This is a genomic window from Ruegeria sp. AF1 (assembly GCF_056542125.1).
The window spans coordinates 61,374-76,012 of sequence record NZ_JBQFZG010000003.1 but is presented as its reverse complement, the minus strand read 5'-3'; the positions used below and the strand labels follow the sequence as shown (position 1 = coordinate 76,012).

At 58.1% G+C, this 14,639-nt stretch carries 12 protein-coding genes; 8 read left to right on the top strand and 4 right to left on the bottom strand.

From position 1 onward, the window contains the following. Positions 1–11: 11 nt before the first annotated feature. Positions 12–1,058 carry a rod shape-determining protein gene (locus tag ACR0BK_RS07190; RefSeq protein WP_480475196.1) on the bottom strand — a complete coding sequence of 349 codons (1,047 nt, stop codon included), beginning with the start codon at positions 1,056–1,058 and terminating at the stop codon, positions 12–14. Positions 1,059–1,213: 155 nt separating this feature from the next. On the opposite strand from ACR0BK_RS07190, the gene ACR0BK_RS07185 reads away from it, so the two are divergent. Both ACR0BK_RS07185 and ACR0BK_RS07180 read left to right on the top strand, forming a co-directional pair. After that, a complete protein-coding gene (locus ACR0BK_RS07185; RefSeq protein ID WP_480554185.1) occupies positions 1,214–2,002 on the top strand; it encodes a 23S rRNA (adenine(2030)-N(6))-methyltransferase RlmJ in 789 nt (262 codons plus the stop codon). Between the two features lie 118 nt (positions 2,003–2,120). Continuing rightward, positions 2,121–3,860, top strand: a complete 1,740-nt coding sequence (locus tag ACR0BK_RS07180) for an adenylate/guanylate cyclase domain-containing protein (protein ID WP_480475200.1) — start codon at positions 2,121–2,123, stop codon at positions 3,858–3,860. Between the two features lie 48 nt (positions 3,861–3,908). Here the strand turns inward: ACR0BK_RS07180 and ACR0BK_RS07175 are convergent, their stop codons facing one another. Beyond that, positions 3,909–5,477 carry a 2-isopropylmalate synthase gene (locus ACR0BK_RS07175; RefSeq protein WP_480554184.1) on the bottom strand — a complete coding sequence of 523 codons (1,569 nt, stop codon included), beginning with the start codon at positions 5,475–5,477 and terminating at the stop codon, positions 3,909–3,911. A gap of 289 nt (positions 5,478–5,766) precedes the next feature. Here ACR0BK_RS07175 and ACR0BK_RS07170 point away from each other — a divergent pair, with 289 nt between their 5' ends. Further along, complete coding sequence (locus tag ACR0BK_RS07170; protein ID WP_480554183.1) at positions 5,767–6,432, top strand: SDR family NAD(P)-dependent oxidoreductase; 666 nt, start codon at positions 5,767–5,769, stop codon at positions 6,430–6,432. A gap of 4 nt (positions 6,433–6,436) precedes the next feature. Here ACR0BK_RS07170 and ACR0BK_RS07165 read toward each other — a convergent pair whose 3' ends face one another. Further along, positions 6,437–7,918 carry an MORN repeat-containing protein gene (locus ACR0BK_RS07165; RefSeq protein WP_480554182.1) on the bottom strand — a complete coding sequence of 494 codons (1,482 nt, stop codon included), beginning with the start codon at positions 7,916–7,918 and terminating at the stop codon, positions 6,437–6,439. A gap of 153 nt (positions 7,919–8,071) precedes the next feature. On the opposite strand from ACR0BK_RS07165, the gene ACR0BK_RS07160 reads away from it, so the two are divergent. The 3 genes from ACR0BK_RS07160 to ACR0BK_RS07150 all read left to right on the top strand — a co-directional run bounded on the left by ACR0BK_RS07160 (position 8,072) and on the right by ACR0BK_RS07150 (position 11,732). Further along, positions 8,072–9,730: an NAD+ synthase gene (locus ACR0BK_RS07160; protein WP_480554181.1), complete on the top strand. Its 1,659-nt coding sequence runs from the start codon at positions 8,072–8,074 to the stop codon at positions 9,728–9,730. A 308-nt stretch (positions 9,731–10,038) separates the two neighbouring features. After that, positions 10,039–10,263: a hypothetical protein gene (locus tag ACR0BK_RS07155; protein WP_245220582.1), complete on the top strand. Its 225-nt coding sequence runs from the start codon at positions 10,039–10,041 to the stop codon at positions 10,261–10,263. Between the two features lie 137 nt (positions 10,264–10,400). Beyond that, positions 10,401–11,732 carry an NAD(P)/FAD-dependent oxidoreductase gene (locus ACR0BK_RS07150; protein WP_480554180.1) on the top strand — a complete coding sequence of 444 codons (1,332 nt, stop codon included), beginning with the start codon at positions 10,401–10,403 and terminating at the stop codon, positions 11,730–11,732. Between the two features lie 4 nt (positions 11,733–11,736). On the opposite strand, the gene ACR0BK_RS07145 is transcribed toward ACR0BK_RS07150, so the two are convergent. Further along, a complete protein-coding gene (locus tag ACR0BK_RS07145; protein WP_480554179.1) occupies positions 11,737–12,669 on the bottom strand; it encodes an MBL fold metallo-hydrolase in 933 nt (310 codons plus the stop codon). 116 nt (positions 12,670–12,785) lie between these two features. On the opposite strand from ACR0BK_RS07145, the gene ACR0BK_RS07140 reads away from it, so the two are divergent. Then, complete coding sequence (locus ACR0BK_RS07140) at positions 12,786–13,220, top strand: DUF1801 domain-containing protein (RefSeq protein WP_480554178.1); 435 nt, start codon at positions 12,786–12,788, stop codon at positions 13,218–13,220. 75 nt (positions 13,221–13,295) lie between these two features. Then, entirely contained in the window at positions 13,296–14,621 is a 1,326-nt protein-coding gene (gene gltX, locus ACR0BK_RS07135; protein ID WP_480554177.1) for a glutamate--tRNA ligase, read from the top strand. The last annotated feature ends 18 nt before the right edge of the window (positions 14,622–14,639 follow it).

The window sequence follows — 14,639 nt, the reverse complement described above, 5'->3', positions numbered from 1 at the left end:
GGGTGCGCGCCTTAGCTTTCGTAGTCAATCGCGTGGCGCAGCTGTTTTTCATATTCCAGTGCCTTGCCGGTGCCCAAAGCCACACAATTCAGGCTTTCGTCCGCAATGGATACCGCCAGGCCTGTCTGTTCGCGCAGGGCCAGGTCCAGATCGCCCAGCAGCGCGCCGCCACCGGTTAGCATCACACCACGGTCGACAATGTCAGCTGCCAGATCGGGGGGCGTTGTCTCAAGTGCGGTCATAACCGCCTCGCAGATCTGTTGCACGGGCTCTGACAACGCTTCGGCTATCTGGGCCTGGCTGATCTCGATTTCCTTGGGCACGCCGTTCAACAGGTCACGCCCCCGGATATGCATCGACTGACCGCGCCCGTCGTCGGGCATGCGGGCGGTGCCGATGGTTGTCTTGATGCGCTCAGCCGTGGATTCACCCACCAGAAGGTTCTGTTGGCGACGCAGGTAGGAAATGATGGCCTCGTCCATCCGGTCACCACCAACACGGACCGAACGGGCATAGACAATGTCGCCCAACGACAGAACCGCAACCTCGGTGGTGCCCCCGCCAATATCGACAACCATGTTGCCGGTCGGGTCGGTGATCGGCATGCCGGCCCCGATCGCGGCCGCAATCGGTTCGGCAATCAGGCCCGCGCGACGGGCACCTGCTGACAGGACCGACTGACGAATTGCGCGCTTTTCGACCGGGGTTGCGCCATGGGGAACGCAGACAATGATCTTGGGTTTCGAGAAAGTCGAGCGCTTGTGCACCTTGCGGATGAAGTGCTTGATCATTTCTTCGGCAGTATCAAAATCGGCGATCACACCTTCTCGCATCGGACGGATGGCCTCGATCGAACCGGGTGTCCGACCCAGCATCAGCTTTGCATCTTCGCCAACGGCCAGAACTTTCTTCACACCGTCCTTGACGTGATAGGCCACAACCGAAGGTTCAGACAGGATGACACCGCGCCCCTTGACGTAAACCAGCGTGTTTGCTGTTCCAAGGTCGATAGCCATGTCCGCTGTGAACAGGCCGCCCAGATTGCCAAAGATCCCCATGTTTTCCCTGATCCTGTAATGTCGGTTTTCTACTGCCCGCGACTCGACGGTTCCGGGACGGATGACTTATAGGGTGCCATCACGCCCGGTAAAAGGGCTGATTCCGCGACAATCAGCACCTTTCCACCTTATTGAATGGGACTTTAGAAGGCAAAATGCTCTCTTATCAACACATTTACCACGCCGGGAGTCTGGCGGATGTCCAAAAGCACGCATTACTGGCGTGGGTGCTGGATTATCTGACACGCAAAGACAAGCCGCTCAGCTATATCGAGACGCATTCCGGGCGCGGGTTGTACCGGTTGGATGCAGACGAATCCATTCGGACAGGAGAGGCAGCGGCAGGGATCGGTCGCGCACAGCGGGAAGGGTGGTTCGGGTCCGACCACCCGATGGAGCGGGTCCTGAAGCAGGTACAGGCCCGGTACGGCGACACGGCCTATCCGGGATCGCCGATGATTGCCGCGACTATGTTGCGGGAACAGGACAGTTTGAACCTCGCGGAACTGCACCCGCAGGAATTTGCGGCCCTGTCGTTGGCGATGTCGCCGTTTGGGGCGAAGGTCTATCAGCAGGATGGGTTCGATCTGGCACAGTCTTTGCTGCCTCCGACTCCGCGCCGGGGCATGATGCTGATTGACCCCAGTTACGAGGTGAAAACCGATTACGACCGCATGCCCGGCATTATCGCCAAGCTGCACCGCAAGTGGAATGTGGGCGTGATTGCCCTTTGGTACCCGATCCTGACAGATGAGAGGCACGTCGGGATGGTCGCTGCTTTGAAGGCTCAGAATATGCCGAAATCTGTGCGTCATGAGGTCCGCTTTCCCGCCGCGCGCGCGGGGCATCGGATGGTGGGGTCCGGGATGTTCTTTGTGAATGCGCCATTCGGGTTTGCCGAAGAAACGCAAAAACTGGATGCGCTGTTTTCCGGTCTCGGCTGACACCAGACGACATGTTGAAGGCGCACGCCACCTCGCCGATACACGCCTTGCATGTACCGATTAAAATTCTTGTTCGGTCAGGGCATGCGGCACTAGACTTGGCGCTGGGGGGATCGCAATGAATCGCAGACTCGCAGCAGTTCTGGCAGCAGACATGGTGGGTTACAGCCGCCTGATGGAAGCGGATGAACAAGGCACCTTGGCCCGTTTGCGCACTCATAGGATCGAATTAATCGACCCGTCGATCGAAAAAAACCGAGGCACTGTTATCAAGACAACCGGCGATGGGATGTTGGTCGAGTTCACCAGCGCCTGCGATGCCGTGGCTTGTGCCGTCGAAGTCCAGAACCGGATGTTTCGCAGAAATGCAGATGTGCCTAAGGATCAGCGCATCCAATTTCGGATCGGCATCAATCTGGATGAAATCATCTTTGAAGACGGGGATATTTTCGGCAGTGGGGTCAATGTGGCCGCGCGTCTGGAACAGTCTGCCTCTCCTGGTGACGTGTTGATTTCCGGCGCGGTGCACAACCAGGTGACCAGTCGGCTGGATCTTCGCTTTCAGGATCTGGGGGAGATTTCGCTCAAGAATATTTCCCAGCCGGTTCATGCCTTCCGCGTTGAACTGGACGCGCCCGCTGCGGCGGCTGGTGAAAATTCCAAAGAGGACGGCTCAACCAGAGTCGTCAAACCGACAATTGCGGTTCTGCCGTTCGAGAACATGAGCGGCGATCCCGAACAGGAGTTCTTCGTCGACGGTTTGACTGAAGACCTGTTAACCGAACTCAGCCGTCGGCACGAGTTGTTCGTGATTTCGCGCAATTCCAGTTTCGTCTACAAGGGGCAGGCCGTGAACCTTCGCCAAGTCGGCGAGACTCTGGGCGCGCAATACATCGTCGAAGGCAGTGTGCGCAAAGCCGGAAATCGCCTGCGCGTCACGGTACAGTTGATCGACAGTCAGAACGACGCCCATATCTGGGCCGAGAAATACGACCGTGACCTGGATGATATCTTTACCATCCAGGACGAGGTCACTTCGGCAGTTGTGGCGACACTGCCGGGCCGCATCGAAGCATCGCAACAGGAAGAGTTAAAGCGAAAGACCCCTTCAAATTTCGCGGCGTATGAATGCGTTCTGGCCGCAAAGGTTCTGCACCACCGCAGCACACGTGAGGACAATGCCGAAGCGATGAAACTGATCGAGCGGGCCATCGAACTGGACCCGGAATATGCTCATGCCCATGCCTGGCGCGGTTGCATTCGCGGTCAGGCCTGGGGGTACGGCTGGGCCGAGGACGGCGAGGCGATGAAGATGCTGGCGTTGGATTCGGCCAAGAAGGCGGCGTCACTGGACGATAACGATGCCGACGTACACAGACTGATGGCGGCGGTGGAAATTTTGCAAAATGACCTTGGGCGCGCCCGCTACCATCAGGAACGCGCGCTGTCTTTGAATCCAAACTACGATTTGGTCGTGGTACAGATGGGAGAGTTGCTGACCTGGTCTGGTCGGCCCGAGGAAGGCGCCGAGTGGATCGAAAAAGCGATGCGTCTGAACCCCCATCATCCGGCCCGGTTCTGGAGCCATTTGGGCAAAGCCCATTTCGGCGCAAAGCAATATGAAGCTGCGATCGAGGACTTTTCGCGCTTGCCGGCATTGGATGTGGTTCAGCACGCCTATGTTGCGGCGTGTCACAGTTGGCTGGGCAACGAGGCCAAAGCCCGCCAACATGTCAAGGAAATCCATGTGTCACAGCCGGATTTGACTGTTCAGGACCTTGTCGCGAACCTTCATTACGGACGCGAAGAGGATTTGCAGCATCTTATCCAGGGGCTGGCTAAGGCCGGATTGTCCTGAGGTAAAAAACGGCCCGGAAGTTCGGGCCGTTTTCTGGAGCTTCGTCGATCAGGTCAGGTCTTTATAGCTGATCTCGCGCGCATCTGCGCCCGGTCCAGCCTTTTCACGGCGCACGATCAGGCGGTTGAGAGCGTGGATATAAGCCTTAGCTGACGCCACGACGGTATCGGTGTTTGCCGACTGGCCTGTTGCGATCATGCCATCCTCTTCCAGGCGCACGGAAACCGTTGCCTGCGCGTCCGTGCCCTCGGTTACGGCATGTACCTGATAAAGCTGAAGACGCGCCGTGTTGGGATAAATCGCACGAATCGCCTTAAAGGTTGCATCCACCGGGCCGTCGCCATGTTCGGTGGCGATTTTGTCCACGCCTTCAACTTCCAGCTCGACCGTCGATTCCGCCTGACCACCCGTGCCGCAAGTCACCTTCATCGAAACCAGTTGCAGGTGGTCGTCAGCCTCGTCCAGCGTCATCAGCGCAATGAGATCGTCGTCGAACACCTCTTTCTTGCGATCCGCCAGATCCTTGAACCGGACGAAGATATCCTTGAGTTGGTTGTCACCAACCTCAAACCCCAGCGTTTCGAGCTTGTCGCGCAAGGCTGCGCGGCCCGAATGTTTGCCAAGCGGCAAGGATGTTCCCGACAGACCAATGTCCTCAGGACGCATGATTTCAAAGTTTTCGCGGTTTTTCAGCATCCCGTCCTGATGGATGCCACTTTCATGGGCAAAAGCGTTCTTGCCGACAATTGCCTTGTTGAACTGCACCGGAAAGCCCGAGACCGTCGCGACCCGACGCGAGATGTGCATGATCTTGGTGGTGTCGATGCCAGTGTGCCACGGCATGATATCGTTGCGCGTGCGCAGTGCCATGACCACTTCTTCCAGCGCCGTGTTGCCTGCGCGTTCGCCCAGACCGTTGATGGTGCATTCAATCTGGCGCGCACCGCCTGCGACAGCGGCCAGCGAGTTCGCGGTCGCCATGCCAAGGTCGTTGTGGCAATGGGTGGCAAAGATCACGCCATCCGCCCCCGGCACCGTTTCGATCAGCCGCTTGATCAGGTCCGCGCTTTCCACCGGAGCGGTATAGCCCACCGTATCCGGGATGTTGATCGTGGTTGCCCCGGCCTTGATCGCGATCTCGATCACACGACACAGGTAATCCCATTCGGTTCGGGTCGCGTCCATCGGAGACCACTGCACGTTTTCGCACAGGTTGCGCGCATGGCTGACCGTTTCGTGGATCTTGTCGGCCATCTCGTCCATCGTCAGATTCGGGATGGCACGGTGCAGCGGTGAAGTGCCGATGAACGTGTGAATGCGGTTCTTCTCGGCGTGTTTTACCGCCTCCCAGCAGCGGTCGATATCGGCAAAATTCGCGCGGGCCAGACCGCAGATGCGGCTGTTTTTCGACCGTTGTGCAATTTCGGTCACAGCCTTGAAATCGCCTTCCGACGCGATGGGGAAGCCGGCCTCGATAATATCGACGCCCATGTCGTCCAGCAACTCGGCGATCTCGAGCTTTTCGTCATGGGTCATGGTGGCGCCGGGGCTCTGCTCGCCGTCGCGCAAAGTGGTATCGAAGATCAAGACGCGGTCTTGGTCGGTCACGTTGGTCATGGGGTTCTCTTTCTTCTTCTGTCCTAAAGCCTATGGCGCGCTGGCGTCCTCCTCTGAGCGGGCGCGCCGGATGGCACGCTCAGAGGCGGATTAGGATCAGTAGGCCACGCAGCGACGCACCGCGAAGGGCGGTGTCGACACAAGGGATATCTGCGCGGTTGATCATGGGATAGAGGTTATACAGAGCCCGCCGGGAATGGAAAGAACCAATTTGCAATACGCGAACTTCTGGCAACTGCCCTTTTTTGACAGCCTTGATTGTTCGCACAGCGCCGCTAGCTGGTCACGGATGGAAACTGCATTGATAATTGGTGCTTCTGGCGGAATTGGCGCAGCTGTTACCGGACGGCTGGTTGAGCAGGGCGTTTCGGTCACGCGTTTGTCCCGGTCGGAGGACGGCTTTGACCTGACTGATCGGGACAGGACGATGCTGATGCTTGAAAGCCTGCCAGACCAGTTTGATCTGATTCTGGTGGCTTCGGGCGCGTTAGAGATAGACGGCGCTTTGCCGGAAAAGACCATTCGGGCGATTTCAGCCAAAGCCATGATGGATCAGTTTGCGTTGAATGCCGTTGGTCCGGCATTGGTGCTAAGCCGCGCGTATCAGCTGTTGCCGCGACATAGACGATCTGTATTCGCGGTGCTTTCGGCGCGGGTGGGATCAATCGGGGATAATCGGACAGGTGGTTGGATCAGCTACCGTGCGGCTAAGGCAGCGGTCAATCAGGTCGTCCATACCGCCGCAATTGAATTGGCCCGAACACATAAACAAGCAATTTGCGTCGCCCTTCACCCCGGCACGGTAAAAACAGAGTTCACGAACAAATACCTGGGTCGTCATCCTGCCGTCGAACCTGAAGCAGCCGCCGACAACCTGTTGAACGTGATACGCGGGTTAACGCTGGCTGATACCGGTAGGTTCTATGATTGGGCCGGTAAGCCGGTCCCGTGGTGAGCCCTCACCCGTCCGAGCTTCCGGTTGCCTCAGTATTTGCATCCGGGCCGGGTTGCGGGGCAGGGGTGTCAGCGTCACTCTGCTGGTCCGAGGTCTGGTCCGGCAACACGCCGTTTTCCCAGACACCGCTTTCCTCCTGGCCGTTGGCATAGCGCATCGTCCCACTGCCCTGCCGTTTGTTATCGACAAAGCTGCCCTCATACACGTCGCCGTTCGAGTAGGTGGCGGTACCCACGCCGTTGATTTTTCCGTCCGACCAGTCGCCCGAATATTTGAACCCGGCGGGGGTTACGATTTCGCCTTTGCCATGCCGTTTTCCGTTCAGGAAATCACCGATGTAGACCGTGCCATCGGAATAGGTCGCCTTGCCTTTGCCCTGACGCACACCTTCAACCCAGTCGCCGTCATATACCGAGCCATCTGCGCGCGTAACCACACCTTTGCCGTGGCTTTGCGCGTTTTTGAATTGGCCTTTGTAGATCATACCATTGGTATACGTGGCCGTGCCTTGACCCTCGATAACACCCGCGATCCATTCGCCTTCATAGGTCGATCCGTCCGGATAGGTGATGCTGCCGTTTCCTTCGGCCAGATCGGCAACGAAATCGCCGACATAGACAGAGCCATCCGGATAGGTCACTTCGCCTAGGCCTTCAATCTGCCCGGCGTTCCAGTCGCCGGTATACACAAAGCCGTCTGTTCCGGTGAACGTTCCTTTGCCGTGGCGACGGTCGTCGACAAAATCGCCTTCGTAAACATCCCCCTGCGCGTGGGTCACTTTGCCCTTACCGTAGCGGCGCCCTTCTTGAAGTTCGCCTTCGTATATATCGCCATTGGAATAAGTCAGGCTGCCCGTCCCGGTGATCTGGTCGCCGGACCAATCCCCTGAATACACCATTCCGTCGGGCATCGTCTGCGTGCCGGTTCCATCGCGCAAACCTGCGTTGACGTCGCCGTCGTAAACGCTGCCATCCGTATAGGTGATCCTGGCCTTGCCCTGCCGCTCACCGTCGACCCAGTCGCCATCATAGATATATCCGTCGGGAAAACTCAGCACGCCTTTGCCATGTCGCTGAGCGTTCCTGAACTCACCCTCATAGCGCGTGCCGTTCGCGAATTCAGCGATGCCGGTGCCGTTGATTGACCCTTTGGACCAATCGCCCTCGTAGCTGCTGCCATTGGCATAGATGATCTTGCCGCGCCCTTCGGGCTGACCCTTGGCGAACATGCCTTCGTAGACTGACCCGTCGGGGTAGCGTGTCGTACCCTGACCCTGAATTTCGCCTTCTACCCACTGCCCCGTGTATTCAAACCCATTCGGCAGCCGATACGTTCCTGTCCCGTGCCGCAACCCGTTCTCGTAAGTGCCTTCATAGACACCGCCAACTTCATCATCCTTGACGATGACAGTCCCGTCCTGCGCGAAAGCAGTGGCAGCTGCCAGGCTCATCCCCGCTGCCAAAATTGAGTTTCGGATCACGTTCATTTCTGGTCCTGTCTGCCCGGTCGTCGCTGGTGATATCTCTTGCGCAAAACTAAGGTACCGTTGCAGGCAGAGCAACGGCTTTTGCCGCATTGGTCTTTTACTCGCGCGGTGATCTGCTAAATGGCAATAGGACTTACGAGGCAAGAGGGCAGCATGGCCGACCGTTTCCGCATCACTCTGGCGCAACTGAACCCGACCGTTGGCGATATCGAAGGCAACGCAGCAAAGGCCTTTGCGACATGGGAACAAGGCAAGGCAGCGGGCGCGGATCTGGTGGCTTTCCCCGAGATGTTCATCACCGGCTACAACACGCAGGATCTGGTTCTCAAACCGGTATTCCACCGCGCAGCCATGTCTGCGGTTGAAGCGCTGGCTGCAAAATGCGCCGAAGGTCCTGCAATTTCCGTAGGTGGTCCCTGGGTCGATGATGGAAAGCTGTACAACGCCTACCTGATCCTGAAGGGTGGCCGGATCACCAGCAAGGTTCTGAAGCACCACCTGCCGAACGAGACGGTGTTCGACGAAGTGCGCCTTTACGATGCGGGACCTCTGGGTGGGCCGTATTCGGTAGGGAATTTCCGGATTGGCAGCCCGATCTGCGAAGACAGCTGGCACCCGGACGTGGCAGAAACGCTGGAGGAAACCGGGGCCGAGTTTTTGTTGATCCCCAACGGGTCGCCCTATTTCCGGGATAAATACGATGTGCGACTGAACCATATGGTCGCGCGCGTGGTCGAAACGGGACTGCCGCTGATTTACCTGAATATGGTTGGCGGGCAGGATGATCAGGTCTTTGACGGTGCCAGCTTTGGCCTGAACCCGGGCGGGGAATTGGCGTTCCGGATGCCTGTTTTCGACGAGCTACTCTCTCAAGTCGACCTTGAGCGCGGCGAAGACGGCTGGCGGATCGCATCAGGTGAAATCGTGTCCCAACCGGATGAGTGGGAGCAGGATTACCGCGCGATGGTGCAGTCTCTTCGCGACTACATGGGGAAAACCGGTTTCAAAAAGGCGCTGCTGGGCTTGTCCGGCGGGGTTGATTCCGCGCTGGTCGCGACCATTGCAGTCGATGCCATCGGGGCCGAAAATGTCCGCTGCGTGATGCTCCCGTCGGAATACACCAGTCAGGCCTCGCTTGACGATGCCGAGGCGGTCGCCAAAGCGCTGAGCGTGCATTATGACTACGTGCCGATCTCGGACAGCCGCGCAGCCGTCACCAGTACTTTGGCCCCGTTGTTTGCAGGGCTGGATGAAGGGTTGACCGAAGAAAACATTCAATCCCGCCTGCGCGGGTTGCTGTTGATGGCGATCTCGAACAAGTTTGGCGAAATGCTGTTGACCACCGGCAACAAATCCGAGGTCGCCGTGGGCTATGCTACGATCTATGGCGACATGAACGGCGGCTATAATCCGATCAAGGATCTGTACAAGACCCGTGTGTTCGAAACCTGTCGCTGGCGCAATGCCAATCACCGCAACTGGATGATGGGCCCTGCAGGCGAAGTGATCCGTCCCTCTGTCATCGACAAACCGCCCAGTGCGGAACTGCGCGAAGATCAGAAAGACAGCGACAGCCTGCCGGATTACCCGGTGCTGGACGGAATACTTGAGATCCTGGTTGATCAGGACGGATCGATCGCGGATTGCGTCGCCGCCGGGTACAACGAAGCAGATGCTCAGAGGGTCGAACATCTGGTCTATATCAGCGAGTATAAACGGTTCCAGTCCGCCCCCGGTACGCGCCTGAGCAACCGCGCGTTCTGGCTGGACCGGCGGTATCCGATTGTGAATCGCTGGCGCGATCGCCGCTGATTGCCGCAATTCGCGCGCTGAATTGGAAACTGTGAGAGGCTCAGCGCGCCTATTGTTTTCATATTTTTCTTCTTTGATCCGCCAGGGGCGCTAAAACCGGCCTCTGACTTGCTGTTGCGCCAAGTTTCTGCCACATTTTGGCTTGAAAATTGCCCCATGTGGGGCGGATGCGGCGCAATTCTCAAAGTCGCAAGCTGATTTTGATAATGAGTGACGCATCCGGGGTTGGATGTCTGAGTAAATGGTTTGGTTTTGACATGTATAGCGAATATCAGAGATCGCATCATGCTCTTTTGAAACGGCGGACGATGGAATCTCCGCCGCAGGAGTTGGATGAGGAAAAGCTGGAAGCGGCGATTGCCGGTGTCCTGAATGAACAGCGGCTGTCCGACGAACAGGCAGCGGCGTCGCTTCGGGCTGAGTTTCCAAGCTTGTTGCCGCAGAAGGACGTAACCGCGCAGACCGTGCAAAAAGACACCGGGTTGACCGCGAAGCTGCGTCAGAAATGGGCGGAACTGTCCGGCGCAGCGTGATGTGCTGAGGATCTTCGATGCCGTTGGCGTCTGGGCCACAGGCGTCATAAATAGTGCCAACATTGCGACAATTCGTGTTGCCAAACTTCTAGACCTTGGTCCCCATACGGGTTCAGGCGACAGAGTAATGCGTATTTATGACGGCACCAAAACCGAACCCCGTAGAATCCGATCTTGCCCTTCCCAAATCTGTTGATGTTGTCGTTGTTGGCGGCGGCATAATCGGCGTTTCAACAGCGCTGGAACTGGCAGAGCGCGGCGCTTCCGTCCTTTTGTGCGAAAAGGGACAGATTGCGGCTGAACAAAGCTCGCGCAATTGGGGGTGGGTGCGTTTGGGTATGCGAGACCCCCGCGAAATTCCCCTGATGCAAGAGGCGTTGCGGATATGGCCGACCCTTGATGCCCGCCTGGATGGCAATACCGGATATACGCAATCCGGCATTCTTTTTGGCGCGTCCGGCAAGCGGGGCGAAGTCAATCTGAAGCGTTGGATGCGCCATGTAGAAGGATTACAGACCGGGGCAAAAATGGTGTCGGGACGCGAGTTGGCAGAGTTGTTGCACGGGCACGAAACCGGCCTGGCATCTGCTCTGTACATGCCGCAGGACGGGCGGGCTGAACCGCAATGGGCCGCCCCGGCCATCGCCGAAGCCGCACGTCGTCTAGGTGCTGTGATCATGACAGGCTGCGCTGTGCGAAGTGTGGACATTCAGGATGGGCGTATTGCTGGTGTATTCACCGAACGCGGCAAGGTCGCCTGCGGGCGCGTGGTTTTGGCGGGGGGTGCGTGGTCGCGTCTGTTTGCGGGCAATGCAGGTATCAACCTGCCGCAGCTTAAGGTTCTGAACACAGTTCTGCGGACCTCTCCGGTGAAAGATGGGCCCGAAACTGCGCTATGGTCGGATGATTTTGCGATCCGAAAGCGCGCAGATGGCGGGCACACCATCGCGTCGGGACATCAAAACACGGTTGATATCGTGCCAGACAGTTTCCGGCTGGGGTTGCAGTTTCGTTTTGCCTTTGCGCAGGAATGGAAATCCCTTCGTTTTCGCTGGTCAAAACAGTGGGCTATCGAGGCCCGTCAGAACAGAAAATGGTTGCCGACCGACGTAACCCCGTTCGAGCTGTGCCGGGTTTTGGATCCTGAACCTTCGCAGAAGTTTTTGCGACAAGCCTGGGCCAGTGCACGAAAAGGATTTCCTGCCTTGCAGGACAGTGAAATCGTCCAAAGTTGGGCGGGTATGATTGATGTTACCCCCGACGCCATTCCCGTAATCTCGGGCGTGGATGACATGCCGGGTATGTATATCGCCACCGGCTTTTCCGGCCACGGCTTTGGCATCGGGCCCGGCGCCGGCCGCCTGACGGCTGACCTTGTCACTGATTCAACCCCTTGTGTGGATCCGACCGCGTTCCGTCTGTCTCGGTTCACTGACGGCTCAAAAGTGCGACCGGATCCGGGTTACTAGGGGCTTAGCCCATCATCTGATAGCTGACCGGAACAAAGCGGAAGCCCTCGCCCCGTGTCTCGACAAAGCCCGCGGCAGGGAAGGGCATGTGATAGCCGACCATCGGCACCTTGTCGGCTGCCAGCATGCCAAGAACGTTTCGGCGCGCGGCGGTTGCGGCGGCCTTGTCCATGTCAAACCGAACCTCCCATTCCGGATGGGCAAAGGACCACACGTAATGGTTGGCCAAGTCCGCTGTCAGCAGAAGGCGCTGTCCGTTGCTCTCCAGATGATAAACCGTATGACCCGGGGTATGGCCGTGGGCCGCAACCGCAGTTATGCCTGACGCCACTTGCTCTCCATCACCGACAAAGCTCATCTTCTCGGCCATCGGTGTGACTTTTGCGGCCACAAGATCACCGACATTGTTTCCGGCCTCCTGCGCGGACCAGAAATCGTATTCCGTTGCCGAAGTCACATAGCGTGCGTTGGCAAAGGTCGGTGCGCCATCCGTTGTCATGCCGCCAATATGGTCGGGATGCATGTGGGTCAGTACGACAACGTCGATCTGATCCGGGCTGACACCTGCATCGGCCAAAGCGGCCTGAATGCCGCCCTGCCCAAGACCGGTGTCGAACAATACCAGTTCCGATCCGGTGTTGACCAGTGAGGGGGTAAAGAAGAATTGGGCGGTGTCGGCGGGAATAAAGTTCTCGGCCGAAACCTTTGCGAAGTCTTCATCTGACGCTCCGCCGCCAAAGATATCCTGGGCGCCATCGCGGGGCAGGCTGCCATCCAGCAAGGTCGTGACGGTAAAGTCGCCGACATGGAATGACTTGGCGATGGTCGAGTTGGCCTTGGCGTCAGAGCCTGCGGCCAAAACCGGCGCTGCTGCCGTGGCAAACGGCAAGGCGGCAGCGGTTCCCAAGGCGGCACGGCGAGTAAGTTTGATCGTCATTATCGTTCTCCCTGTCAGAACACCTTTAGAAAAACTAGAACGGTGTGAGATTCTGACCAGATGTTACGACATCCACGCAGGGTGCATGGATGAACAATACGTGTTAATTTTTGTTCATGTCGCGATCGCAGAACAAAACCGTTCCAACGGATCAAAGTGTAGAAGACTTCCTTAATTCGGTCCAATCAGAACGTCGGGCCGAAGAGACGCGCGCTCTGGACGACCTGTTTCGGGCTACCACCGGATTTGATCCGGTCATGTGGGGGCCGTCGATGATAGGGTATGGCCGTTATCACTATCGCTACGCCTCGGGCCGAGAGGGCGATTTTCTGGCAACCGGATTTTCCCCGCGCAAGTCGGCGCTGGTGATTTATATCATGCCGGGTTACGCGGATTTTGGCGGCATTCTGGCCCGGTTGGGTAAGCACAAGTTGGGCAAGTCCTGCCTGTATGTGAACAAGCTGGCGGATATCGACATGCAGGTTCTGTCGGAACTCATCCGCGCCGGGTTGGACGACCTTGGCAGGATATGGCCCGTGGAACCGCGTTGAATCACCTGAGGGATCAAGCGGCGGCTGGACAAAAACGCGCCCATGTGACAAGAGCCGCGCCAACAGGAGACACCCATGACAACCACCCGTTTCGCCCCGTCGCCCACCGGTTACATCCATGTGGGCAACCTGCGCACCGCCCTGATGAACTATCTGATCGCCCGCAAGGCGGGTGGTACGTTCATCCTGCGCATCGATGACACCGACCCCGAACGCTCGAAAGAGGAATATGTCGATGCCATCAAACAGGATCTTGATTGGCTGGGTTTGCACTGGGATCGTGTCGAGCGTCAATCCGACCGTTTGGACCGCTACGCCGAAGCGGCTGACAAGTTGCGCGCGATGGGGCGGTTCTATGAAGCGTTTGAGACGCCGACCGAGCTGGACCTGAAGCGCAAGAAACAGCTGAACATGGGCAAGCCGCCGGTTTATGACCGCGCCGCGCTGAACCTGTCGGATGCCGAGAAGGATGCCCTGCGCGCCGAACGTGGCAACGGTGTCTGGCGTTTCAAGCTGGATCACGAACGGATCGAGTGGACCGACGGAATTCTGGGCGACATTTCGATCGATGCGGCCTCGGTCTCTGATCCGGTGCTGATCCGTGGTGATGGACAGGTACTTTATACGATTGCGTCGGTGGTGGATGACACCGAAATGGGCGTGACAGATGTCGTGCGCGGCTCGGACCACGTGACCAACACTGCGACCCAGATTCAGATCATCAAGGCACTGGGTGGGGATTGCCCGCGCTTTGCGCATCACTCGCTGCTGACCGGCCCGCAGGGCGAAGCACTGTCGAAACGCCTGGGTACGCTGGCCCTGCGCGATCTGCGTGAACAGGGTGTGCAGCCGATGGCACTGCTGAGCCTGATGGCGCGTCTGGGTTCGTCCGATCCGGTCGAGCTGCGCTCGGATATGGCCGAGTTGATCGACGGCTTTGACGTGAGCCGGTTTGGTGCCGCGCCGACCAAGTTCGACGTGCAGGACCTGTTCCCGCTGACCGCCAAATACCTGCAATCGCTGCCGCTGGCGAATGTGGCCGATGCTGTCGCGGATGCCGGGGTACCAGCCGAACTGGCTGAACCGTTCTGGGCCATGGCGCGGGAAAACATCACCACTTTGGCCGACCTCAAAGGGTGGTGGGATCTGTGCCGTGATGGTGCCGAGCCGTTGGTTGCGGATGAAGATCGCGAATTCATCGCTGAAGCCATGTCGCTGCTGCCCGAAGGCCCGTTTGATGGCGACACCTGGGGGGCCTGGACCAATGCCGTGAAAGAGGCAACAGGCCGCAAGGGGAAAGGTCTGTTCATGCCGCTGCGCAAGGCGTTGACCGGTGCAGAGCGTGGCCCGGAAATGGCTGCGTTGCTGCCGTTGCTGCAGGTGATCCGCGCGCGCGGGTAAACCGCTACTATTCCAGCA